Origin of the sequence: Pseudomonas sp. LjRoot71 (genome assembly GCF_964253255.1) — a bacterium.
Lineage (GTDB): Bacteria > Pseudomonadota > Gammaproteobacteria > Pseudomonadales > Pseudomonadaceae > Aquipseudomonas.
In genome coordinates, this window is sequence record NZ_CAXURA020000001.1 from 2,989,924 (window position 1) to 3,013,300 (window position 23,377).

General features: G+C 57.6%; 22 protein-coding genes. 12 read left to right on the forward strand and 10 right to left on the reverse strand.

Translation table 11 applies throughout. From position 1 onward, the window contains the following. The first annotated feature begins 34 nt into the window (after positions 1-34). From rplU to ACSQ17_RS14060, 5 genes are all read left to right on the forward strand, one after another. Positions 35-346: a 50S ribosomal protein L21 gene (rplU, locus tag ACSQ17_RS14040; protein WP_160013129.1), complete on the forward strand. Its 312-nt coding sequence runs from the start codon at positions 35-37 to the stop codon at positions 344-346. A gap of 39 nt (positions 347-385) precedes the next feature. Then, complete coding sequence (gene rpmA, locus ACSQ17_RS14045) at positions 386-643, forward strand: 50S ribosomal protein L27 (RefSeq protein ID WP_085584170.1); 258 nt, start codon at positions 386-388, stop codon at positions 641-643. 175 nt (positions 644-818) lie between these two features. Further along, positions 819-2,042: an Obg family GTPase CgtA gene (gene cgtA / locus ACSQ17_RS14050; RefSeq protein ID WP_436069308.1), complete on the forward strand. Its 1,224-nt coding sequence runs from the start codon at positions 819-821 to the stop codon at positions 2,040-2,042. A gap of 68 nt (positions 2,043-2,110) precedes the next feature. Next, positions 2,111-3,229 (forward strand): glutamate 5-kinase, encoded by a 1,119-nt coding sequence (proB, locus tag ACSQ17_RS14055; protein ID WP_436069309.1) that lies wholly within the window; start codon positions 2,111-2,113, stop codon positions 3,227-3,229. Positions 3,230-3,239: 10 nt separating this feature from the next. Next, positions 3,240-3,704 (forward strand): CreA family protein, encoded by a 465-nt coding sequence (locus ACSQ17_RS14060; protein WP_436069310.1) that lies wholly within the window; start codon positions 3,240-3,242, stop codon positions 3,702-3,704. Positions 3,705-3,827: 123 nt separating this feature from the next. Here ACSQ17_RS14060 and rpsT read toward each other — a convergent pair whose 3' ends face one another. After that, positions 3,828-4,106 (reverse strand): 30S ribosomal protein S20, encoded by a 279-nt coding sequence (gene rpsT / locus ACSQ17_RS14065; RefSeq protein ID WP_436069311.1) that lies wholly within the window; start codon positions 4,104-4,106, stop codon positions 3,828-3,830. Positions 4,107-4,283: 177 nt separating this feature from the next. Between rpsT and murJ the strand changes: the two genes are divergently transcribed. The 6 genes from murJ (at position 4,284) to ispH (ending at position 11,894) form a co-directional block, all read left to right on the forward strand. Further along, entirely contained in the window at positions 4,284-5,828 is a 1,545-nt protein-coding gene (gene murJ / locus ACSQ17_RS14070) for a murein biosynthesis integral membrane protein MurJ (protein WP_436069312.1), read from the forward strand. Between the two features lie 219 nt (positions 5,829-6,047). After that, a complete protein-coding gene (gene ribF, locus ACSQ17_RS14075; protein ID WP_233683650.1) occupies positions 6,048-6,974 on the forward strand; it encodes a bifunctional riboflavin kinase/FAD synthetase in 927 nt (308 codons plus the stop codon). Between the two features lie 47 nt (positions 6,975-7,021). Continuing rightward, entirely contained in the window at positions 7,022-9,853 is a 2,832-nt protein-coding gene (ileS, locus tag ACSQ17_RS14080; protein ID WP_436069313.1) for an isoleucine--tRNA ligase, read from the forward strand. Beyond that, a complete protein-coding gene (gene lspA / locus ACSQ17_RS14085) occupies positions 9,846-10,367 on the forward strand; it encodes a signal peptidase II (protein WP_436069314.1) in 522 nt (173 codons plus the stop codon). Before ileS ends, lspA begins: the two co-directional genes overlap by 8 nt. After that, positions 10,364-10,801 carry an FKBP-type peptidyl-prolyl cis-trans isomerase gene (fkpB, locus tag ACSQ17_RS14090; protein WP_436069315.1) on the forward strand — a complete coding sequence of 146 codons (438 nt, stop codon included), beginning with the start codon at positions 10,364-10,366 and terminating at the stop codon, positions 10,799-10,801. Before lspA ends, fkpB begins: the two co-directional genes overlap by 4 nt. Positions 10,802-10,949: 148 nt before the next feature. Beyond that, on the forward strand, positions 10,950-11,894 hold the full coding sequence (gene ispH / locus ACSQ17_RS14095) for a 4-hydroxy-3-methylbut-2-enyl diphosphate reductase (protein ID WP_436069316.1): 945 nt from the start codon (positions 10,950-10,952) through the stop codon (positions 11,892-11,894). Between the two features lie 73 nt (positions 11,895-11,967). Here ispH and ACSQ17_RS14100 read toward each other — a convergent pair whose 3' ends face one another. From ACSQ17_RS14100 to ACSQ17_RS14135, 8 genes are all read right to left on the reverse strand, one after another. After that, positions 11,968-12,396 (reverse strand): type IV pilin protein, encoded by a 429-nt coding sequence (locus tag ACSQ17_RS14100; RefSeq protein ID WP_436069317.1) that lies wholly within the window; start codon positions 12,394-12,396, stop codon positions 11,968-11,970. Further along, positions 12,396-17,369 (reverse strand): PilC/PilY family type IV pilus protein, encoded by a 4,974-nt coding sequence (locus tag ACSQ17_RS14105; RefSeq protein WP_436069318.1) that lies wholly within the window; start codon positions 17,367-17,369, stop codon positions 12,396-12,398. The genes ACSQ17_RS14100 and ACSQ17_RS14105 overlap by 1 nt, the downstream gene beginning before the upstream one ends. Positions 17,370-17,384: 15 nt before the next feature. Further along, the gene (locus tag ACSQ17_RS14110) at positions 17,385-17,720 is read right to left on the reverse strand and encodes a hypothetical protein (RefSeq protein WP_422911236.1); all 336 of its coding nucleotides are present in this window, start codon (positions 17,718-17,720) and stop codon (positions 17,385-17,387) included. A gap of 10 nt (positions 17,721-17,730) precedes the next feature. Then, a complete protein-coding gene (locus tag ACSQ17_RS14115) occupies positions 17,731-18,252 on the reverse strand; it encodes a pilus assembly PilX family protein (RefSeq protein ID WP_436069319.1) in 522 nt (173 codons plus the stop codon). A gap of 8 nt (positions 18,253-18,260) precedes the next feature. Then, a complete protein-coding gene (locus ACSQ17_RS14120) occupies positions 18,261-19,067 on the reverse strand; it encodes a PilW family protein (protein WP_436069320.1) in 807 nt (268 codons plus the stop codon). Then, the gene (gene pilV / locus ACSQ17_RS14125; protein ID WP_436069321.1) at positions 19,064-19,624 is read right to left on the reverse strand and encodes a type IV pilus modification protein PilV; all 561 of its coding nucleotides are present in this window, start codon (positions 19,622-19,624) and stop codon (positions 19,064-19,066) included. The genes ACSQ17_RS14120 and pilV overlap by 4 nt, the downstream gene beginning before the upstream one ends. Before the next feature lie 5 nt (positions 19,625-19,629). Next, positions 19,630-20,157 (reverse strand): GspH/FimT family pseudopilin, encoded by a 528-nt coding sequence (locus ACSQ17_RS14130; protein ID WP_436069322.1) that lies wholly within the window; start codon positions 20,155-20,157, stop codon positions 19,630-19,632. A gap of 98 nt (positions 20,158-20,255) precedes the next feature. After that, a complete protein-coding gene (locus tag ACSQ17_RS14135; RefSeq protein ID WP_436069323.1) occupies positions 20,256-20,774 on the reverse strand; it encodes a GspH/FimT family pseudopilin in 519 nt (172 codons plus the stop codon). A 111-nt stretch (positions 20,775-20,885) separates the two neighbouring features. Here ACSQ17_RS14135 and thiO point away from each other — a divergent pair, with 111 nt between their 5' ends. Continuing rightward, complete coding sequence (gene thiO, locus ACSQ17_RS14140) at positions 20,886-21,986, forward strand: glycine oxidase ThiO (protein WP_436069324.1); 1,101 nt, start codon at positions 20,886-20,888, stop codon at positions 21,984-21,986. 53 nt (positions 21,987-22,039) lie between these two features. On the opposite strand, the gene ACSQ17_RS14145 is transcribed toward thiO, so the two are convergent. After that, a complete protein-coding gene (locus ACSQ17_RS14145; protein WP_436069325.1) occupies positions 22,040-23,377 on the reverse strand; it encodes a sigma-54-dependent transcriptional regulator in 1,338 nt (445 codons plus the stop codon).

Below are 23,377 nucleotides of genomic sequence, written 5' to 3' on the forward strand. Positions count from 1 at the left end.
AGCGCTGGGTGAGCAGGATTAACGGAGATTTACCATGTACGCAGTAATTGTTACTGGTGGCAAGCAATACAAAGTCACCGAAGGCGAATTCCTCAAGGTCGAAAAACTCGAGCTGGCCACTGGCGCAGCTGTGACTTTTGACCGTGTTCTGCTGGTCGGCAATGGCGACGACGTAAAAATCGGCGCTCCGGTTGTTGACGGTGCCAAAGTTGTGGCTGAAGTGGTTGCTCAAGGCCGTCACGACAAGGTCACCATCATCAAGTTCCGTCGTCGTAAGCACCACATGAAGCGCCAGGGCCACCGTCAGTGGTACACCGAGATCAAAATCACCGGTATCCAGGCCTGATTCGTTTCGGTCTGATCCCTTTATAGGAGTATTGAACTCATGGCACACAAAAAAGCTGGCGGTAGTACCCGCAACGGTCGCGACTCAGAAGCCAAACGACTTGGCGTGAAGATGTATGGCGGCCAGGCTATCAAAGCAGGCAACATCATCGTGCGTCAGCGCGGTACCCAATTCCACGCTGGTTACGGCGTTGGCATGGGTAAAGATCACACCCTCTTCGCGAAAATCGAAGGCGTGATCAAGTTTGAAGTAAAAGGCGCGTTCAACCGCCGTTACGTGAGCGTCGTTGCGGCTTAATTGCGCGACTGCTGGGAAAGCCCCGTCCTTGCGACGGGGCTTTTTTGTTTCTGTATTCTTGGGGTTCTTGCCAAACTGTCCTGGGTGTTCGCATTTGTTTTGAATGCAGGTCAATTTTGCAAGAGCCTAGTGTTTCTCGATTTAGATAACCCGCTCTGTTGCGGGAGGCGTACCCATGAAATTCGTCGATGAAGTATCGATTTATGTAAAAGCCGGCGACGGCGGTAACGGCATGATGGCTTTTCGTCGTGAAAAGTTTATCGAGAAGGGCGGTCCCAACGGTGGTGATGGCGGCGACGGCGGTTCGGTGTATATCGAGGCGGTCGAGAACTTCAATACCCTGGTGGATTATCGCTATACCCGTCGTTTCCAGGCGCAGAATGGCGAGAAGGGTGGCAGCACCGATTGCACGGGTGCCAAGGGTGAAGATCTGATCCTGCCCGTACCAATTGGCACCACGGTGATTGATGCCGGCACTCAGGAAGTGATTGGCGACCTGACCAAGGCGGGTCAGCGCCTGCTGGTGGCGCAGGGTGGTTGGCACGGTCTGGGCAATACCCGTTTCAAGTCCAGTACCAACCGTGCGCCACGCCAGACCACGCCGGGTAAGCCGGGCGAGGCGCGTGATCTCAAGCTGGAGCTGAAGGTGCTGGCCGATGTCGGCCTGTTGGGTTTGCCGAATGCCGGCAAGAGCACCTTTATTCGCTCGGTATCGGCAGCCAAGCCGAAAGTGGCCGACTACCCGTTCACTACGCTGGTGCCGAACCTGGGCGTGGTCAGCGTGGATCGCTACAAGAACTTTGTCATCGCCGACATTCCGGGGTTGATTGAGGGGGCGTCTGACGGTGCGGGTCTGGGGATTCGCTTCCTCAAGCATTTGTCGCGTACCCGCCTGCTGCTGCATCTGGTCGATATGGCGCCATTGGATTTGACCGATCCGGCCGAGTCCGCCGCCACCATCATCGCTGAGCTGACCAAGTTCAGCCCGGCGCTGGCCGAGCGTGAGCGCTGGCTGGTGCTGAACAAGGCTGATCAGATTCTCGATGAGGAGCAGGAGGCGCGGGTTGCTGAAATCGTCGAGCGGATTGAGTGGGATGGTCCGGTTTATGTGATTTCCGCACTGGCACGCCAAGGCACTGAAAAGCTCTGTTATGACATCATGGACTTCCTTGAGGCGCGCGCTGAGCGCATCCAGGAAAATCCGGAATACGCCGCTGAGCTGGCTGAGCTGGATGCCCGCATCGAAGACGAGGCGCGTGCTCAGTTGCAAGCGCTGGATGACAAGCGTGCGCTGCGTCGTTCCGGGGTCAAGGCGGTTGGTGACGTCGATGAAGACGACAGCTTCTGGGATGAAGAAGACGAAGAGGATGGCCCGGAAATCATTTACGTCCGGGATTAAGCAACTACAAAACGCCGCTTAATTGCGGCGTTTTTGTAATCACAGGTCGCGGCTAGGGTTGGATGATCATGCGTGACAAGGTAACCGGTGCTCAGCGCTGGGTGGTGAAGATTGGCAGTGCGTTGCTGACGGCCGATGGTCGTGGTCTGGATCGTGCGGCCATGGCGGTATGGGTCAAGCAGATGGTGGCGCTACGCGAGCAGGGCGTCGAACTGGTGCTGGTGTCCTCGGGGGCGGTGGCGGCGGGGATGAGCAAGCTGGGCTGGAGCGCGCGACCGAGCGCCATGCATGAACTGCAGGCGGCTGCCGCGATCGGTCAGATGGTTCTGGTTCAGGCCTGGGAGTCGAGTTTTGCCGAGCACGGCCGGCGCACGGCGCAGATTCTGTTGACCCACGATGACCTCTCGGATCGTAAGCGTTACCTGAATGCGCGCAGTACGCTGCGTACCTTGGTTGATCTGGATGTCGTGCCGGTGATCAACGAGAACGACACCGTGGTCACTGATGAGATTCGCTTTGGCGACAACGACACCCTGGCGGCATTGGTGGCCAACCTGGTCGAGGCTGATCTGCTGGTAATCCTTACCGACCGCGACGGCATGTATAACGCCGACCCGCGGCACAATCCGGATGCCGAGCTGATTTTTGAGGCGCGTGCCGATGATCCGGCGTTGGATGCTGTCGCGGGTGGTGTCGGTGGTGCGCTGGGGCGTGGCGGCATGCAAACCAAGCTGCGCGCTGCGCGGCTGGCTGCGCGTTCTGGTGCGCACACGGTAATCGTCGGTGGCGCCATCGAGCAGGTGTTGGCACGGCTCAAGGCGGGTGAGCGTCTGGGTACGCTGCTGGCGCCTGAGCGCGGCATGCTGGCCGCGCGTAAGCAGTGGCTGGCTGGGCATCTGCAGACGCGCGGCACGCTGGTGCTCGACGATGGCGCGGTCAAGGCTCTGGCCACTGGTACCAAGAGCTTGTTACCAGTGGGTGTCAAGGCGGTGCAGGGTAGCTTCCGGCGTGGCGAGATGGTCGTGTGTGTGGCGGCGGATGGTCGTGAGATTGCCCGTGGCCTGGCCAATTACAGCGCGCTTGAGGCGCAAAAGATCATTGGCCAGCCTTCCGATGCCATCGAGAAGCTGCTGGGGTATGTTGACGAGCCCGAGTTGGTGCATCGGGATAATTTGATCCTGGTATGAGGGGAAGTTGATGCGAGTACTAAAGGGATTGCTGGGTGTGCTGGTGCTGTTGCCTGGGTTGGTGGCGGCTGAGCAGATTGGTGAAGTGTCGACGGTGTTCAAAATCATGGGGCCGAACGACAAGATTGTCGTCGAGGCCTTTGATGATCCGAAGGTGGCGGGGGTGACCTGCTACCTGTCGCGCGCCAAGACTGGTGGGGTCAAGGGTGGTCTAGGTCTGGCCGAGGACCGTGCCGAGGCGTCGATTGCTTGCCGTCAGGTAGGGCCGATCAGCTTTCTGGATAGGCTCAAAGAGGGCGAAGAGGTGTTTCGTGAGCGCACTTCGCTGGTGTTCAAGACCATGCAGGTGGTGCGTTTCTTCGATCAGAGGCGCAACACCCTGGTCTATCTGGTCTACAGCGATCGGGTAATTGAAGGCAGTCCGCAGAATGCGGTGACCGCCATTCCAATTCTGCCCTGGCCGGAAAAGCCCTGAGCTGGGAGTTGTGATTGAAAAAAGCCCGAAATCATTCGGGCTTTTTTATGGTTGGTGTTTTTCAGGCAATAAAAAACCGGCGATTAAGCCGGTTTTTCAAGAACAGCAGCGAGTGCTTGCCGCTTAGGCTGCAGCAGCTTCGCCCAGGGCCTTGATGTGGCTATTCAGGCGGCTCTTGTGGCGAGCTGCTTTGTTCTTGTGGATGATGCCTTTGTCGGCCATACGGTCGATTACCGGCACAGCCAGGGTGTAGGCGTTTTTAGCCAGATCGAGGTCTTTGGCTTCGATAGCCTTGACCACGTTCTTGATGTAGGTACGAACCATGGAGCGCTGGCTGGCGTTATGGCTACGACGCTTCTCAGCCTGTTTTGCGCGTTTTTTGGCAGAAGGTGTATTGGCCACCGTCAAGCTCCTCGAAAAAAACTGGGGGGTTACAAACAAATAAGGCCGCGAATCATGCCGATATGAGGGGGTGCTGTCAAGCCTGTTGGCTTTTCCCTGTGCTGGCCTGACCAGTGGCGGCCCGTTACACTCGACGCCTTTGTGCGCCAGTGCTGGTTTGCGGAGCCGGGATATTACATGAATTTGCTCAAGTCGTTGGCCGCTGTCAGCTCGATGACCATGCTTTCGCGGGTGCTGGGGTTTGTACGCGATACCATCATTGCCCGCACCTTCGGGGCTGGCGTGGCGTCGGATGCCTTTGTGGTGGCGTTCAAATTACCCAACCTATTGCGCCGGATCTTTGCCGAGGGCGCATTTTCCCAGGCCTTTGTGCCGATTCTGGCCGAGTACAAAACCCAGCAGGGCGATGAGGCGGCGCGCACCTTCCTGGCCTACGTGAGTGGTTTGCTGACCCTGGTGCTGGCGCTGGTGACCTTTATCGGTATTCTGGCGGCGCCCTGGATTGTCTGGGTATCTGCGCCGGGTTTTGCGGATGAGGCGGAGCGCTTTGCGCTGACCACTGATCTGCTGCGCATTACCTTTCCTTATATTCTGCTGATCTCCCTGTCTTCGCTGGCCGGCGCGGTGCTCAATACTTGGAACCGCTTTTCGGTGCCGGCCTTTGTGCCGACGTTGCTGAATATCAGCATGATCGTCTTCGCGCTGTTTCTGACGCCTTATTTCGATCCGCCAATCATGGCGCTGGGCTGGGCAGTGCTGGTGGGTGGCTTGGCGCAGTTGCTGTTTCAGCTGCCGCATCTGCACAAGATCGGCATGCTCGTGCTGCCGCGGCTGAACCTCAAGGACGCCGGCGTGTGGCGGGTGGTGAGGCAGATGGGGCCGGCCATCTTCGGGGTGTCGGTCAGCCAGATTTCGCTGATCATCAACACCGTCTTCGCGTCCTTTCTGGTCGCCGGTTCGGTGTCCTGGATGTATTACGCTGACCGCTTGATGGAGTTGCCGGCCGGTGTGCTGGGCGTGGCGCTGGGCACCATTCTGCTGCCGGCCCTGTCGAAAACTCATGCCGGTGCCAGTCGTGAGGATTATTCCAAACTGCTCGATTGGGGATTGCGTCTTTGTCTGATACTGGCGCTGCCTAGTGCGGTAGCGCTGGCGATCATTTCCGAGCCGCTGATTGCTTCGCTATTTCAGTACGGCAAATTTACCGCTGCCGATACCTTGATGACCCAGCGTGCTTTGATTGCCTACTCGCTGGGTTTGGTCGGGATCATTCTGGTGAAGATTCTTGCGCCGGCCTTCTACGCCCAGCAGAACATCAAGACGCCGGTGCGTATCGGTCTGGTGACGCTGCTGGCGACCCAGGCGATGAATGTACTGTTTATCTTCGTGATTCCCTTGGCGCATGCCGGCTTGGCGCTGGCCATCGGTTTGGCCGCCTGCCTGAATGCGGGGCTGTTGTACTGGCAGCTGCGCAAGCGTGACATGTTTCAGCCGCAGCCCGGTTGGGCGCTATTCCTCTGCAAGCTGGTGTTGGCATTGTCGACGATGGTGGGTGTGCTGCTACTGGTCATGCAGCAGTTGCCCGCCTGGGCGGACGGCACCATGCTTTGGCGTTTGTTGCGCCTGGGGGGGCTGGTGAGTGTGGGGATGCTGGCCTATTTGGCCGTGCTGGCGCTGCTGGGTTTTCGGTTGAGGGACTTTGCGCGACGCAGCGCACTCTGAGAAGCGGTTTACGATCTGCTGCGCGTCGGCCCTGCGGCGTTAAAAGCAGGCTCGGAATGCTCATGCGCAGCTCGTACACTCCGCGTCCTCGCCTGTTTTTGCCTTGCAGGACTCTAGCTCGCAAGATCGTAATCCGATTCTATAGGCAACTGATTTGCCGCCTGTTGTCCGCTGCGCGGTGTGCGTATAATCGGCCACTTTATGAGCAAGAAGCGCGCTATGCAGCTGGTTCGAGGCCTACACAATCTGCGGCCCCAACATCGGGGCTGTGTTGCCACCATCGGTAATTTCGACGGCGTCCATCGTGGTCATCAGGCCATCTTGGCGCGTTTGCGTGAGCGCTCCGCCGAGCTTGGTGTGCCCAGCTGTGTGTTGATTTTCGAGCCGCAGCCGCGCGAGTTCTTTGCTCCGGATGCTGCCCCTGCACGCTTGGCGCGGCTGCGCGACAAGGTCGCCTTGCTCGCGGCCGAGGGCGTTGATCGGGTTTTGTGCCTGAGTTTCAACCGGCGTTTACGCGAGCTCAGTGCTGCCGAGTTCGTCGACCGTGTGTTGGTGGAAGGCCTGGGTGTGCAGCACCTGGAAGTGGGCGACGATTTCCGCTTTGGCTGTGATCGTGCAGGTGATTTTGCCTTTCTGGCGGAAGCCGGGGAGCGCGAAGGCTTCAGTGTCGAGGCCGCTACCACGGTTGAGTTGGATGGTATTCGCGTCAGCAGTACGCGGGTGCGTGAAGCTCTGGACGTTGGGGATTTCGCCCTGGCGCAACACCTGCTCGGGCGACCTTTCCAGATCGCCGGGCGTGTCCTGCATGGGCAGAAACTGGGGCGTCAACTGGATGCACCGACTGCCAATGTGCAACTCAAGCGCAAGCGGGTGCCGCTCAAGGGCGTGTACCTGGTGAGCACCGAGATTGACGGCCAAACCTGGCCGGGCGTCGCCAACATTGGTGTGCGCCCAAGTGTGGCGGGTGATGGTCGCGCTCATCTGGAAGTGCATTTGCTGGACTTTGCCGGTGATTTATATGGCCGGCGTTTGACGGTGGCTTTCCACCACAAGCTGCGCGATGAGCAGCGTTTCGCCTCCCTTGAGGCATTGAAGACGGCCATTGCTGCCGATATTGCTGCCGCCCGTGCCCATTGGCGCGTTTAAGCCCCGGTTTCAACTGCTGGGTGCCAATCGCTTACGAAGAGCCTGAGATGACCGACTACAAAGCCACGCTGAATCTGCCTGATACCCAATTTCCGATGAAAGCCGGCCTGCCGCAGCGCGAGCCGCAGATTCTGCAGCGCTGGAACGAGATTGGCCTGTATCAGAAGCTGCGCGCGCAAGGCGAAGGTCGGCCGAAGTTCGTTCTGCACGACGGCCCGCCCTATGCCAACGGCAGCATCCACATCGGTCATGCGGTCAACAAGATCCTCAAGGACATCATCACCCGTTCCAAGACCTTGGCCGGCTTCGACGTGCCCTATGTACCGGGCTGGGACTGCCACGGTCTGCCGATCGAGCACAAGGTGGAAACCACCTTTGGCAAGAATCAGCCGTCCGACCTGACCCGTGAGCGTTGCCGCACCTACGCCGGTGAGCAGATCGAGGGGCAGAAGGCTGATTTCGTTCGTCTCGGTGTGTTGGGTGATTGGGGCAACCCGTACAAGACCATGGACTTTGCCAACGAAGCCGGCGAGATCCGTGCACTGGCCGAGATGGTCAAGCAGGGCTTCGTATTCAAGGGGCTGAAGCCGGTCAACTGGTGTTTCGATTGCGGTTCCGCACTGGCTGAGGCCGAGGTCGAATACCAGGACAAGAAGTCCGACGCCATCGACGTGGCCTTCGTGGTTGAAGACGCCGACAAGCTGGCCGCTGCGTTTGGCCTGGCCAGCTTGCCGAAACCTGCTTCCATCGTGATCTGGACCACCACGCCGTGGACCATCCCGGCTAACCAGGCGCTTAACGTCCACCCGGAATTTACCTACGCGCTGGTCGATACCGGCGAGCGTCTGCTGCTGTTGGCCGAAGAGCTGGTGGAAGGCTGCCTGGCCCGTTATGGCCTGCAAGGCGAAGTCATCGCCACCGCTCCAGGCGCGGCGCTGGAGTTGATCCGCTTCCGTCATCCGTTCTACGAGCGCTTTGCGCCGGTGTATCTGGCCGAGTATGTCGAGTTGGGTGCTGGCACTGGTGTGGTGCACTCGGCTCCAGCCTATGGCGAGGACGACTTCCGTTCCTGCAAAGGCTACGGCATGAGCAACGACGACATCCTCAGCCCGGTGCAGAGCAACGGCGTGTATGTCAGCGATCTGCCGTTCTTTGGCGGCCAGTTTATCTGGAAGGCCAACCCGGCCATCGTTGCCAAGCTGGAAGAAGTCGGCGCGCTACTCAAGCACGAAGGCATCCAGCACAGCTACATGCATTGCTGGCGCCACAAGACTCCGCTGATCTACCGCGCCACCGCGCAGTGGTTCGTTGGCATGGATAAGCAGCCTAACGAAGGCGGCACCCTGCGCGAGCGCGCGCTGGCAGCCATCGAACAAACCCAGTTTGTCCCCGCCTGGGGTCAGGCTCGCCTGCACAGCATGATTGCTGGGCGTCCGGACTGGTGCATCTCGCGTCAGCGCAACTGGGGCGTGCCAATCCCGTTCTTCCTGCACAAGGCCACGGGTGAGCTGCATCCGCGCACTGCCGAGTTGATGGAGGACGTGGCCAAACGTGTCGAGCACGAGGGCATCGAGGCCTGGTTCAAGCTGGACGCCGCTGAGCTGCTGGGCGATGAAGCCGCCGACTACGACAAGATCAGTGACACCCTGGACGTCTGGTTTGACTCCGGCACCACACACTGGCACGTGCTGCGCGGCTCGCACAACCTAGGGCATGCCAACGGTCCGCGTGCCGATCTGTATCTGGAAGGCTCCGACCAGCACCGCGGCTGGTTCCACTCCTCGCTGCTGACCGGCGCGGCCATCGACGGCCACGCGCCGTACAAAGAGCTGCTGACCCACGGTTTTGTGGTCGACGAGAACGGTCGCAAGATGTCCAAATCTTTGGGTAATGTGGTCGCGCCGCAAGAGGTGAACGACAGCCTGGGTGCTGACATCCTGCGCCTGTGGGTGTCGTCCACCGACTACTCCGGCGAGATGGCCGTATCCAAGGTTATCCTGCAGCGCAGTGCCGATTCCTACCGGCGTATCCGCAACACCGCGCGCTTCCTGCTCTCCAACCTCAGTGGCTTCGATCCGGCGCAGCACCTGCTGCCTGCCGAGGACATGCTGGCGCTGGACCGTTGGGCCGTAGATCGCGCCCTGCTGCTGCAGCGCGAAATCGAAGAAGCCTACGACAGCTACCGCTTCTGGAACGTCTACCAGAAGGTGCACAACTTCTGTGTGCAGGAGCTGGGTGGTTTCTACCTCGACATCATCAAGGACCGTCAGTACACCACCGCTGCTGACAGTGTGGCGCGTCGCTCCTGCCAGACCGCGCTGTTCCACATCGCCGAAGCCCTGGTGCGCTGGATCGCCCCGGTGCTGTCGTTCACCGCCGATGAACTGTGGGAATACCTGCCGGGTGCGCGCAACGAGTCGGTGATGCTCAATGGCTGGTATCAGGGCCTGAGCGAGTTGCCGGAAGGTTTCGAGCTGGATCGTGCGTTCTGGGAACGCGTTATGGCGGTCAAGGTCGCGGTAAACAAGGAAATGGAAAACCTGCGTGCAGCCAAGGCCATTGGCGGCAACCTGCAGGCGGAAGTGACCCTGTACGCTGAAGACAGCCTGATCAGTGATCTGAACAAGCTGGGCAATGAGCTGCGTTTTGTGCTGATCACCTCCACCGCCAGCCTGGCACCGCTCTCCAGTGCGCCAAACGATGCCGTTGAGACTGAAGTTGCCGGGCTCAAGCTGAAAGTGCTGAAGTCAGGCCACGCCAAGTGCGCCCGTTGCTGGCACCACCGCGAGGATGTTGGCGTGAACCCGGCGCATCCGGAAATCTGCGGTCGCTGCGTGGACAACATCGAAGGCGCGGGCGAGGTTCGTCATTATGCTTAATAACGGCACGCCTAATGCCAGTCGTTTCGGGCGTTTAGCCTGGCTATGGCTGAGTCTGCTGGTGTTTGTGGTCGATCAGGCGAGCAAGTTCTGGTTCGACAACAACCTGACCATGTACCAGCAGATCGTGATCATCCCCGATTACTTCAGCTGGACCCTGGCTTACAACACCGGTGCCGCCTTCAGCTTCCTGGCTGATGCGGCTGGCTGGCAGCGCTGGTTCTTCGCCGCGATTGCCGTGGTGGTCAGTGCAGTGCTGGTGGTCTGGCTTAAACGCCTCAAACCGGGTGAAACTTGGTTGGCCGTGGCGTTGGCGTTGGTGCTGGGCGGCGCGTTGGGCAACCTGGTGGACCGCGTGGTGTTTGGTCATGTGGTCGACTTTATCCTGCTGCACTGGCATCAGCAGTGGTACTTCCCGGCCTTCAACGTGGCCGATATGGCGATTACCGGCGGTGCCATCCTGCTGGCGCTGGATATGTTCAAGAGTGAAAAGTCCGGAGAAACAGGCAAATGACTGACGTGCGTATCGGTCCGGACAGGGAAGTGACCCTGCATTTCGCCCTCAAGTTGGACAACGGCGATGTAGTGGACAGCACCTTCGATAAAAAACCCGCCACCTTCAAGGTCGGTGACGGCAACCTGCTACCAGGCTTTGAGCAGGCTATTTATGGCTTGAAAGCCGGCGACAAGCGCAGCCTGTCGATCAGCCCGGAGCAGGGCTTTGGTCAAGGCAATCCGCAGAATGTCCAGGTCATGCCGCGCAGCCAGTTTCAGGATATGGAGTTGTCGGAGGGCCTGCTGGTGATCTTCAACGACGCCGCCAATGCCGAGTTGCCGGGTGTGGTCAAAGCCTTTGACGATAACCAGGTAACCATCGACTTCAACCACCCGTTGGCTGGCAAGGCGCTGAGCTTTGAGGTGGAGATTATTGAGGTCAAAGCGCTCTAAGGTTTAGTCCGCTCCTGTGAGGGCGGGCTTTAGCCTTGAGTGTTCCCGCGTGATCCTCGCGATCACGGCGGCCTATACAGATTGCTTCCCCAGTGCGTGCGGCCGCGCCGTACACTAGTCCGCAAGGCCTACCGTCGAGATACCCGCCATGCATATCAAACTCGCCAATCCCCGTGGCTTCTGTGCCGGTGTCGACCGCGCCATTGAGATCGTCAACCGGGCCCTGGAAGTCTTCGGTCCGCCCATCTATGTGCGCCATGAAGTGGTGCACAACAAGTTCGTGGTCGAAGACTTGCGCTCGCGCGGCGCGGTGTTTGTCGAGGAGTTGGATCAGGTGCCGGATGACGTGATCGTCATCTTCAGTGCCCACGGCGTCTCCCAGGCGGTGCGCAGCGAAGCTGATCGACGCGGCCTGAAAGTCTTCGATGCCACCTGCCCGCTGGTGACCAAAGTGCATATGGAAGTGGTGCGCTATAGCCGAGAAGGGCGCGAATGCATCCTCATCGGCCACGAAGGCCACCCGGAAGTCGAAGGCACCATGGGCCAATACGACGCCAGCAACGGTGGCACGATTTATCTGGTCGAGGATGAAAACGACGTAGCTGAACTACAGGTACGTAATCCTGAAGCGTTGGCTTTCGTCACTCAGACCACCCTGTCGATGGACGACACCAGCAAGGTCATCGATGCCCTGCGCAGTAAATTCCCCTCCATCGGCGGCCCGCGCAAGGATGACATCTGCTACGCCACCCAAAACCGCCAAGACGCCGTCAAACAACTCGCCGCCGAATGCGATGTGCTGCTGGTGGTCGGTAGCCCCAACAGCTCCAATTCCAACCGCCTGCGTGAACTCGCCGAACGCATGGGCACCCCCGCCTACCTGATCGATGGTGCAGAAGACCTCAAGCAGGAGTGGTTTGCAGGTGTTGCGGGTATCGGCATTACGGCAGGTGCATCAGCGCCTGAAGTGCTGGTGCAAGGCGTAATTCAGCAACTGAGCGAGTGGGGCGCAACAGGCGCCCAAGAGCTGCTGGGGCGCCCAGAGAACGTGACGTTCTCGATGCCGAAGGAACTACGGCTAAAGCAAGTGTGACGGTCTATTTCGGGTTAAACGCAAAAGCCGACTCATTCGAGTCGGCTTTTGCGTTTTTGCTGCCATGAGCCTGTTACCAGCAGGTCTCTACAGTCCCTGTCCCTGCTTCACCTTTGGTTCCACGGCTATCCAATGTCAGGTCGCCGCATTCGTTATCCTGTAGCTGAGCGCCCACACGAGCAGCCGTTAGGACTACGCAGCGAGCAATACTACCGCCGCATGCTTGAGCAGTGATGTTGTATCGACGCTCGTCGGATGCAACTGCTGCATCGGCAGCAACACCATAGCCCAACCCCCCTGCACCCAAATTGGCCGTATAGGTCTGGTTCTGTGAGTAGAAGCGTTCTTGGGCTTGGAGTATTTCCATTAGTTTGGCCTGGCCGTCAGCTCGGCCAGAGCGTAATACATAGTTCTGGTAACTCGGGTAGGCGATAGCGGCAAGAATGCCGACTATCGCCACCACAACCATCAGTTCTATCAGACTGAAACCTTGTTGCTTCATCAATTCTCTCTCCAGTATGTCGCTTTGACTGCATCGCCAGCTCGGCAAACTTCCGCACCATCCACGCAATCATTGCGAAGGATTTCGGTACCAATGAGTACAGTAGGTTTGCCCTCGGAGAGGATCACCGACGGGGTTGGCGGAATCCCCGAGCGTTTCAAGTCGAAGCTGCGTACCGGGTTCTTGGTGCCGTCGGAGGCTGTTTCGGTATACAGAGCGCTGGCATCGACCAAGCTCAGGGCATAGGCGCGTCCGCGGCCCACGTCTGAGCCGCAGGTAGAAACGGCCTGTCCGCGAGGGCTGAAGGTACTGAAGAACACAGCACCGCGGAAGGATATCGAAGTGGAAAGCACCTTCTCACCCCGTGGCAGCTTCAGGTAGAAACCTTTGCTGGCCGCCAGCAGGCTGGTGTTGGGCGTATAGCTGTTGCCCGGGGTCAGCTTGGCATACTCCTTATCAATTTCTTTGCGCAAGTGCGGCAGGCCGTTGACGGTGCTTGCTGCATTGGCCAGGGCCTGATCAATCAGAAATTGGTAAGCATCGAAGAACGTTGGTGTTTCCGGTGCGGTTTGCGCCTGCAGTGCAGTGAGTTGCACTGCGGAAAGCAGTGCACTGGCAGGGTTATAGGCCTGTGCTGCCAGCACATCCGCTTCAGCCTGCAAGGCATTACCCGATGCAATCAGCGCTGCCTGTTCGGACAACAGGGTTGCGATCTGATTAACAATGGTCTGGCTGTTGGTTGCAGCAGCCCTCAGCGTGGCCGCCTTGGCGGCTTCTGTGCGGTCCAGGAGGTCGGCATAGTTATAGGGGAAGCCGACTGGAAGATCACCAATGTCAGCATCTGCAGCCAGTGCGGCCAATGCTGAGTTGGCTGCTGTAATGACATCGGCAGTTGCTCCTGACATATCCAGCGCGCTTTGAATCGCGGCTAGCAAGGTGTCCAGCTTGCTAGGTGATCCGGCATTAAGGTTTTCCCGTGTTTCGATAAAAGCAAGAGCCGCATAGTCTGTTCTCAAGACTTCCAGTTCGGCCTGCAGATTGGCGACTTCATCAGTGCGCGCAGGATCTGCCTTAGCAGCAAGAACTTCTGCTTCCTTGTTTTTGATGAATGCGAATGAGTCATCCAAGGAGCGCTGCAGTTCAGTCAGTCGTGCATATTCATAGGCCATTTTGTCTTTGGTGAGCACAAGAGCGGCAAGGTTATTGTCATTGAGCACTGCGTCAGCATGAGCCTGATTTGCGGCTGCAAGTGCGGCTTGGGCTGCATCTCGTGCGGCCAGTTTGGTGGCTGCATCCAGGGCTGAAGCGTTTGCGGTAGCCTGGGCGGTAGTTGCAGTGTTACGTAGGTTTGTGGCAGCGGTTGCCTTGTCTGTTGCGTCAGTGGTTGCGGCAGTCAAATTGTTTGCTGCTGCTGTTGCAGCCGTTGCTGTTGTGGTGACCAGATTATCAGCGGCAGTTTTGGCTGACGCTGCGTCGTTTGCGGCTGCTGTTGCAGAATTAAGGTTTGCCTGAGCTGTGGTATCTGCGGAAGTAGCATTGGTAAGCGCAGTAACGGCAGTACTTTCTGCATTCTGGGCTGCGACCAAGTCTGCTTGAGCATCAGCCAGGGCTTCTTGGGCTGCCAGGTCAGCAGCAGCATCGTAGGGGTTTGCAGCTGCAGCTGCAGCTGCAGCTGCAGCTGCGTCAGTTACATCAGCCTGCTTTGCAGTAACTTCAGCTTGTGCGTCAGCAAGTGCTGTTCCAGCAGCGGTTAAAGCAGCAGCAGAAGCAGCTTTATCAGCGGTGGCAGTTGCCAAAGCAGTATTGGCTGCTGTTAAGGCTGCTGCCGCAGCAGTTTGGGCTGTCAGCGCATCTGCAGCTTCCTGATCTGCCTGGTCTTTGACCTGCTGTGCATTTGCCTGAGCCTGAGCCGCATTGGCGGCCTCAGTCTCGGCCAAAACAGCAGCCGCTTCCGCGTTGGCTGCAGTAATTGCATCAGCATCCGCTATAGGTTGAGCGGCCGCGTAGGCATTGGCTGCTGCGGTATTGGCCGCGTCAGCAGCAATGCGTGCAGTGTCCAAGGCTGCTGCATCTGCAGAGTCAGCCAGTGCCAGGGTATCCAGATAGAGTTGCTGAACCTTGGCCAGTGCCGCCTGAGCTTTTTCCAGGCTGCTCTGCAGTTTGCTCTGTTGCTGCAGGTTCTCGTTGTTGTCGACCAGGTACGGGTCGTCGGTGAGAATCTCGTCGATCTGCAGCTGCCGTGCGTTGGCATCGCTCAATGCCTGGGAGGCAGCATTCTGCTTGGCGGTGTGGCCAATGCCTGCACGGTAGTCGACGAAATTCTGTCTGGCACCATCAACGGCATTGTTGAGGGCCAGCATTTGTGCTTCCAGCCCTTGAATGGTTGCCTGAGTCGCAGCGGTATCAGCTGCACTCAGATCGAAGCCGGTGACGTTAGTCAGGTCGCTCTCGGTGATGGTGGTGTAGGTGGTCGGTTTTTCGAATACGTTGCTGTCACGCAGCACGTAAAAGCGATCATCGGTTTCAGTGTTGAGTGGGCTTTCACGAAAGCCTGAGCCGACTGAGATGGTGAAATAGGTCTTGCCGCCACGCTCACGAATCAGTGCCACGTCTGGAGAGCCGAAGAAGCGGCGGTTATTTGCAGCGGTTGTGCCGCCCAGTTGAGCGATCCGTCCACCGGTGGCAAAGCCAGTAGCTATACCAGTGTTGACATTATTGATATCAAAGCGGAACACCTGGCCGCGCAGGTCGGTGGCATAAATGATGTCAGCAAGACCGTCACCATTGATATCGACGATTGTTGGGTCGGCCGGCATGCTGTTGGTCATGCTGCTGATCTGCAGGTTGGCACCTGTGTCGCTGTTGCTACCCGCGCGCCAGAGCAGTTTGCCCGTTTCAGCATCTGCAATGAACAGCGCGTTGCCGATATTGTCAGCCTTGGGTGCGTTGGCGCCGATGGTGTCGTGATCCTTATCGTAGCCACCGGTGAAAATTAGTACTTTGGTTTGCACATTATTGATCTTCACGTCGGCCAGTTTAGGCGCGGAGAAGGTCATGCCGAGCTTTTCAAAGCCAGGAGTTGGGGTGGGGTTATAGGCCCCTTTGATCATCCACTTGAAGGCCGGTGCATCAATATTGCTGACATCCAGCGCGTAGTAGTTGCTGCCGCCACGGCGCATGCCTGCATAAAGTGTGGCCTTTTCCAGCACGCGGCGCTTGGCTGCTATATCGCCATTGCCTGCTGTCGCCTCACGGTACTTGGTCCAGAGGTTGATCTGGCCGTCCATACCGTACTTTTTGCTGCTGGAGCCTTTGGCATTAGTTAAATAGGCGCCAGGGTTAGCTAAAAGCTCTTTAGGAATAAAGGCGAATTTTTCATTGCCAGTTTTGGGGTCGATAGCATGAATAAACCCCTCGTTCGATCCGAAGAACATATACAGCTGTTCTGGAGAGGTCAGCGGTGCGTTGTTTACACGTGCAAGGTCTTCGTCTGTAACGTAGGCAACCAGTTTGGGTTCGTTATGCAGTACGTCAGAAATTGCAAGGCGGTTTGTGCCATCGGTATTCTTGCCCCGGGCCCAGTTAATGAACCGGTCTTTTTGCGTGGTATTGCCAGCCCCCAGCATTGCATTGGTCAGTGCACTATTTGCGCTAGTCAGTCTATAACTCGCTGAGTTAAGGCTAACAGCATCGGTAACTCCTGCACTGGCTGTTGCTGTCCTGTCAGTGCCCGTCCAGGTAAAGATATTCCGTGTATCAGGGTCGAGCAGGCGCCCGGCAACCCCACCTTTGGCCACATCACTGCCATCTGGCGCGGTAGACCAGAAGCTGGAGGCGCTGTTGCTGAAGAACCCGGTGCTGTCATCAATGGCAGCATTTCCGTTCTGGTCAACGATCAATGGGTTTCCAGCAATATCTTGGCCCAGCTTGTAACGCTTGACGTTACCGGGCCAGTTAGCGCCTTCCGCCGGGCGGAACAATGCGTAATAAAGATCGTTACGGAAGCCCAGGTTGTTAAAGGCGCTTACCGCCACGCTTGGTGCAGCGAAGGAAGTGTTCTCTGCTGTGATGTCAACGATGATGGCTTTAAGAGCTTCGGTCAGGCCGGATACATTGTCCGAGGTGTAGTAACTGCCGCCACCGGCAGCTGCAGAATTTTGCAATATAGGCAGGTTGACTGCAAAACCAACAAAGTGCGATGTAACGGTTTGCTTACGGTTGGTCGGGTCAGAAAAAGGTGTTGGCGCCGGAAATAAGTCCTGACTGGCCATGTATTCAGCAAGATGTGGCAGGCACTGACCATTGTTATTACCGCAGGATGAGGCAGGATAGAGCGTGTTCTTATTAGTGACGAGTGTGCGTACGGCAGCGTTAGAGCCCTGGTCTTGAGTTGGCTCGCCGTCCGTTACATAGATAATGTGTGACTTCTGGCAGCTGTGTTCTATCGGTGAAATATATTTCTCACCGCTTCTGGACGACGAAACACTATTATCACCCCATACCCGGTTTTGCCCTGACATATAGCGATAGGCTTCGTAATAGGTTTCCAGCATCGGCGTGTTGCCATTTGCAGGGATGTTGTTGACTACTGTCTGCATGGTCGCCGCATTGGTAGTCGTTAAGCGCTGTACCGGGCTCAGTACATAGCCGCCGTCATTTCCGTCAAAACGCATAAAACCTATGTTGACGTCTTCCTTGGCTTTCAAATCATTGATCAGGTCATTAACAACCGCCTGCATAACCTGCCGGCGTGTTCGGTTTGTTTTGCTCGGGGGGATGGCGCTGTTGGCGACGGTGCTCCCCATTGACCCCGAAGAGTCGAGGACAAACAGAATGTTCGGACGTACCTGTTGATCGGCAGGCAAGTCACGTGGAACATAAATTTCGGTGTCATCAGCCAGGGCAGTATTGAAGGTCATAAACCCGTAAATGAAGGCGCTGATGCCAAGGGCGACTGGTCTTAGTTTAAACATGATCTTTCTCCAGTCTTAGTACATGGAAAACTTGAGGATATGGGTCGGCGCCTGGTCGGTGACCGTAATGGCTCCGGCCCAATCGACTTTGAGTGCCAGTTCACTGATCGGGCGTAGTTGACCATTGATCTCCAGTTGGGCGCTGGGGTCGATTGTCATACTGGTGGCTGGGCATTCCTGGCAGGTGTAGGCCATGACACGGCCGAGGCTTGTGTCGTTGGGGCTCCAGCTGACGATAAGGCGCTCCATTTCGATGATTCGAATCAAGGGCTCGTTGTTGGATTGCTCTTGGGCAAAACTGCTGAAGCTGAGCAAGAAGCTGAATAGGGCGAAGCAGATACGTGTGCTCATGGTTATATGCTCACTTGTTGTTCTGGAAGGTCATGCCCTGGGCTTGCCAGGAGTAGGTTCCGCTGTCGAGCTCTGCCCGTGCTTCCATGTGAAAATCAATGCAAATAAATCGCTCAACGCTGGAGCCGTCCTCGCAGGGTTTCTCCTGAACGTAACGAACGGTATTTGAGGCGCTTTGAGTACCGGTGATTGGTGTAATCGCCACGGTCGCTCCAGAAGTTGCAGGTAGGCCGACGTTTTTTAGAGCTGTTACTTCCTCTGCCGTTTTCGAGGAGCCCTTGAAGGCCATCGCTGCCAACAACGGTGCTCGATTGGCAAGGTTGGTATTAAAGGCCAGCAATTGTGCACGCAGTTCATTCTGCGCCTGCTGGAACACCTGGTTGCGGAACTGAGTATTACTGGCCATGCGTTCTTCAAATGTGGAGAAACGCATGGCGGTTACACCGGCGATGGTCAGTACCAGCAAGAAGACCAGCGCCACGATAAGAGTGGCGCCTTGCTGGCTGCGAGAGTCTCTAGGCAAGTTGCGCATGGTTCGCCTCAAAAGGTGTTCTTGAGCTGGATGGTGGTGCTGAAAATCTGCCGGGCACGACTGTCATTGAATGCCAGCGGCGCAGCATCGAGCAGAACAAAGTTGCGACCAGCAGGTGCGGGTGTCAGGTTGTCAATCGAATTGGCCAGCACGGATATGCGCACGGCGCGGACGTCGTTCCATTTATTCAGATTAGTGACACGATCGGCTGATACGTACTGATTGGCACTGCGGGAGTCGCCGCTGGTATTTATGCCGTAGAGCACTTGTAAACTATCAACGCCGGAGATTAGTTCCCGGGCGGTGGCGTCAACAATCCAAGTGCCGTTTTTTAAGTCATAACTACGGCAACGAAGAGAGCCGCCTGATACATAGTACTGGCTAACAATTAGCACATTATCGGCGACTTCTGTTCCCTGACAGTCGCGGCGCTTGTCGTCAATTTTGGGTGGTTGGTATACAAAGGCTATAGTGTCAGTGCCGACGCTCAAAGTAGGGGAAATATTATTACAGATGTCTGCAGGAAAACCGCTGCAGGTATCTGTTGGTACAAGTGTTGATGGTTTATTACCTGCATAAATTGGATCTGTGTAACCCGCTATGCGCGCACTACGGGCAATAAACTCAAGTGCAAAACGTCCGTTCTCCTGCAGTCGGCCCATGGCTTCGTTGGCTGCATAGGTTTGCCGGCTGGAGAGGAAAACCTGAATGACGCCGGTCATCAAGAGCAGCCCTAGCGCCATCGCAACCATAAGCTCAACTACTGATAAACCCAGCTGAGTGCGGCGCAATGTGGTGAAGTAGCTGATGCTCATCGGTGCACCTCAAAGGGGGGAATAGCGGGCGCAAAGGTATTTTTGGCTACACGGCCAAGCCAGAAGCCTTGCAGGGTTATTGTGTTGCCTACTGCTGCGACACCCAGTGTGATATCGCCGGCAGGCGGGGTAATAAAGTCGCGGCTGGTAAAGCGGCCATTGATGGTGTTGGAGGCCAGGTTGGCGTAGCTGCACTGTGCTTCCCAGCGGTCAAAAGCAGCCATCTGTGCTGCTGTACAGTTTTGGGCCGCAACCTTTGCCGAAGTGGCCGGAGAGTAGTAATCCGCACAGCGCGCCGTAGGAGGGTTTGCGCAGACGGGGGCTGCGGCATATTGGGCGGCGGTACCCGCAGGGTTGGCGCGAATGCGCTCGGCGATGTCTTGCAGGATCCAGGTGGACTGCGAGCGCTGGGCGCTGTCACTGGAACCTTGCAAAGCATTGAGTTGCAGTGCGGCCAAGCCGAGCATGCCGACGGTAAAGATCAACAGCGTGATAAGGACTTCAATCAGGGAGCTGCCGGATTGATTTGGACTGTATGTGTGCATGAACTGTCTCATCCTTCTCAGTTGCACGCCGTGTCACGGCTGACTTTGCGAAGTGTTGGGCGGCCCTGCCGGTTGATGTCTATGCAGCGGGCATCGGTGGGGGTCGCTTTGAGCTTGGTGGAGCTGATCTTGAAGGGCGTGCTGCCGCAGAGCGAGCAGGTACCGTCACGCTGAAATACCAGCTTGTTGCTTGCTTGTAGGAAGTTGCTGTTGACCGTCACGCCAGATTTGGCTTGAAAATTACGCAAACGGTTATTGCTGGTGCAGTTATCCATTGCGTCAGCGCCAGTGGCTGGGCCTACACACCAGCCATCGGCCCAGCCAGTAGCAGCGTTGGTAGCGGGCAGTACGGCGATTTCTCTATTCTGTTTGACCGCCTCTGAGCGTGCGAAGGCGAGCGCCAGCATCAGTTCACTGGCTTGCCCGCTGACGCGTTGACGAACTGCAAAGTCGCCCATGGCAGGAACCGCAAGCCCCAGGATAACGCCCAGAATGGCGACAGTGATCATCAGTTCTATGAGGGTAAATCCTTTACTTCGCAGCATGGGCGTTCTCGAAGGGAAACGTTCACCCTAATCCTGGCTGCTGCGATGCGTCCATTCAATACAAGGGTGATAGCTGGCGGCATTTGCTGCTTGAGTGGTCAGTGCGGGCACGTGCTATTTAAGCGTTCGCTTTTGAGGCGCCCTTGTTTGTTAAGGATTATGCGTCGGGTTTCGTTGATATTTCGATGGCACAGGGTGAATGTGCCGTTACTAACAAAAGTCAGGCCGTTGCCGCTGAAGTGCAACGAGTGCGTTGGGGCCATGCCGCGCCAGGTTAGGGTTGTGTGACTAGGCAGTGTCATGCGGGCAATGATTTCCTCGCCTGGATCGAGCGTGCGATTGCCGTTGCTGTCGAGAAAGTTGGTAAGGGTTCCGGACCAGGGTAGTTGGCACCGGCCATGCTCCTGCAGGGGGCAGAGCGTCACTCTGTTGGTATTGCTCATGGCCTGCCAGCGGGCCATGGTGATAAGCGTGGCAAGTTCGCTGTGGGTCGTTTGCAGGCGTTGTTTCGCTGCTACTTGGCCCAGCGCGCCAATGCACCAAGCGAGTGCAGAGATAATTGCTGTGGTGATTAGTATTTCGTGCAGAGTAAAGCCTTTTATCGCTTTGATGTTCATCCTGAACCCTCTATTGCTCCGTGTAATTGAGTTTGCGTATGTACAGGCATTACGCCTGTCGCCAATCCAGTGTTGCTGTGTAAGTTTTCCTCCCGATGGGGTGTCAGTGTGATGCGAGTTTTATCAGTGGGCGGTGGTGTAGTGGGTATGCTTGGTGCTTATCTACTTGCTCGACACAATGTAAATGTTGCTTTGCTTGATCGATTTCAGGCTGGCGAGGAGTCCTCCTGGGCCGGTGGCGGTATCGTCTCACCGCTTTACCCCTGGCGTTACAGTTCCGCGGTGACTGCATTGGCGCATTGGTCGCAGGATTTCTATCCGCGGCTGGCCGAGCAGTTGCTGGCGCAGACGCAGATTGATCCTGAGGTGCATGTCACGGGGTTGTACTGGCTGGATCTGGACGACGAAGCGGACGCGTTGGCCTGGGCGTTACGTGAAGGGCGGCCGTTGCGTTCTGTGGATATGTCCGCTGTGCAGCGCGCGGTGCCTGCGCTAGCGGAGGGCTTCGGGCGGGCGGTGCAGATGGCGGATGTGGCCAATGTGCGCAACCCGCGGCTGGTCAAGGCGCTGCGTGCAGCACTAGAGCAGATGCCTAATGTCACGCTGCATGAGCATTGTGCGGTCAGTGGCTTTATCCGTGAGGGTGGCCGTGTCACGGGGGTGCGCACGGCACTGGGCGATATGCATGCTGATCAGGTGGTGCTGGCGGCGGGCGCCTGGAGTGGTGAGCTGATGAAAACCCTTGGTATCGAGTTACCGGTGGTGCCGGTCAAGGGGCAGATGATTCTGTACAAGTGTGCCGAGGACTTCCTGCCAGCGATGGTGTTGGCCAAGGGGCGTTATGCAATTCCGCGGCGTGACGGTCATATCCTGATTGGCAGCACGCTTGAGCACGCAGGTTTCGATAAAACGCCGACCGACGAGGCGTTGGCCAGTCTGAAAGCGTCTGCAGTCGAGCTCTTGCCGGCGCTGGCGGATGCTGAGGTGGTTGGGCATTGGGCTGGCTTGCGCCCGGGGTCGCCAGAGGGCATTCCTTTTATTGGACCATTGCCCGGTCATGAAGGCTTATGGCTGAACTGCGGCCATTACCGCAATGGTCTGGTGTTGGCGCCAGCGTCCTGCCAGTTGCTCACAGACCTGATGTTGGGGCGAGAGCCCATTGTCGATCCGACGCCTTATGCGCCTGCTGGGCGGTTAGGCTTGGCCGTTTAAGGTAGCGACGTTGGCATGGCACTTCGCGGCTAAAGTGCCTCGCAGGTTCAGTGTTAGTCGATGCCAAGTTTCTTCAGTCGATAGCGCATTGAGCGGAAGCTGAGGCCCAGGCGCTGGGCGGCGGCGGTGCGGTTCCAGCGGGTTTCTTCCAGGGCTTGCATGATCAGCTTGCGTTCGATGGTTTCGAGGTAGTCTTCCAGATTATCGATCTGCGCAAGATTGGCTTCGCCGTTCTCGCTGAGCGGCATGCTGTCGGCCAGGCGCAGGTCGCTGGCGGTGATGCGGTCGTCTTCGCACAGGGTGTAAGCGCGCTCAAGCATGTTTTCCAGTTCGCGCACGTTGCCCGGAAAACGGTAGCTCTTGAGCTTTTCCAGAGCGTCGTCATCCAGCTTGGCCGGGCTTAAACCAGTGCCGTCGGCCAGGCGTTTGAGCATGATGTCGGCCAGCAGGGCGATGTCTTCGCGGCGTTCGCGCAAGGCAGGTACGCGCAGCTCAATCACATTGAGGCGGTAATACAGGTCCTGGCGGAAGCGTCCGGCCGCGACTTCGCCGGCGAGATCCTTGTGGGTGGCGCAGAGGATGCGCACATCGACGATCTGCTCCTGTTGTCCGCCGACAGCCCGCACGGCTTTTTCCTGGATCGCGCGCAGCAGTTTGACCTGCATCGGCAGTGGCAGGTCAGCAACTTCATCAAGGAACAGCGTGCCGCCGTTGGCCGCTTGGAACAGCCCTTGTTTATCCTCAATGGCGCCAGTAAAGCTGCCTTTCTTGTGGCCGAAGAACTCGCTTTCCATCAGCTCTGTGGGGATTGCGCCGCAGTTGACCGGGATAAAGGGCTGTTCGCCGCGTGAGCCCTGCTCGTGAATTAGGCGGGCGACCAGCTCTTTGCCGCTGCCGGATTCGCCGCAAATGTAGACCGGGGCCTGGCTGCGGGCCAGTTTGAGGATCTGCTTGCGCATCGCCTTCATCGGTGGTGAGTCGCCAAGCAGACGGCTGTCCACAGGCAGTTCTTCGCCATCGGCACTGCGCAGACGTAATGCAGCGGCGACCAGCTCACGCAGGCGGCCGAGGTCCACCGGTTTGGTCAGGAAGTCAAACGCACCAGCCTTGAGGGCATTGATCGCGGTGTCCAGGCTGCCGTAAGCGGTGATCATCGCCACCGGCACTTGCGGGTGGCGTTGCAGAATATGCTGTACCAGTTCAAGGCCGGTGCCGTCGGGCAGGCGCATGTCAGTCAGGCACAGGTCGAACGGTTCCTTGGCCAGCCATTCACGCGCCTCTTTGACATTGCGCGCACTGCGGGTGTCGAGCTTCATGCGCCCTAGGGTGATTTCCAGCAGTTCGCGAATATCGGGTTCGTCGTCGACGATCAGGGCTCTCTGGCGGGTCAT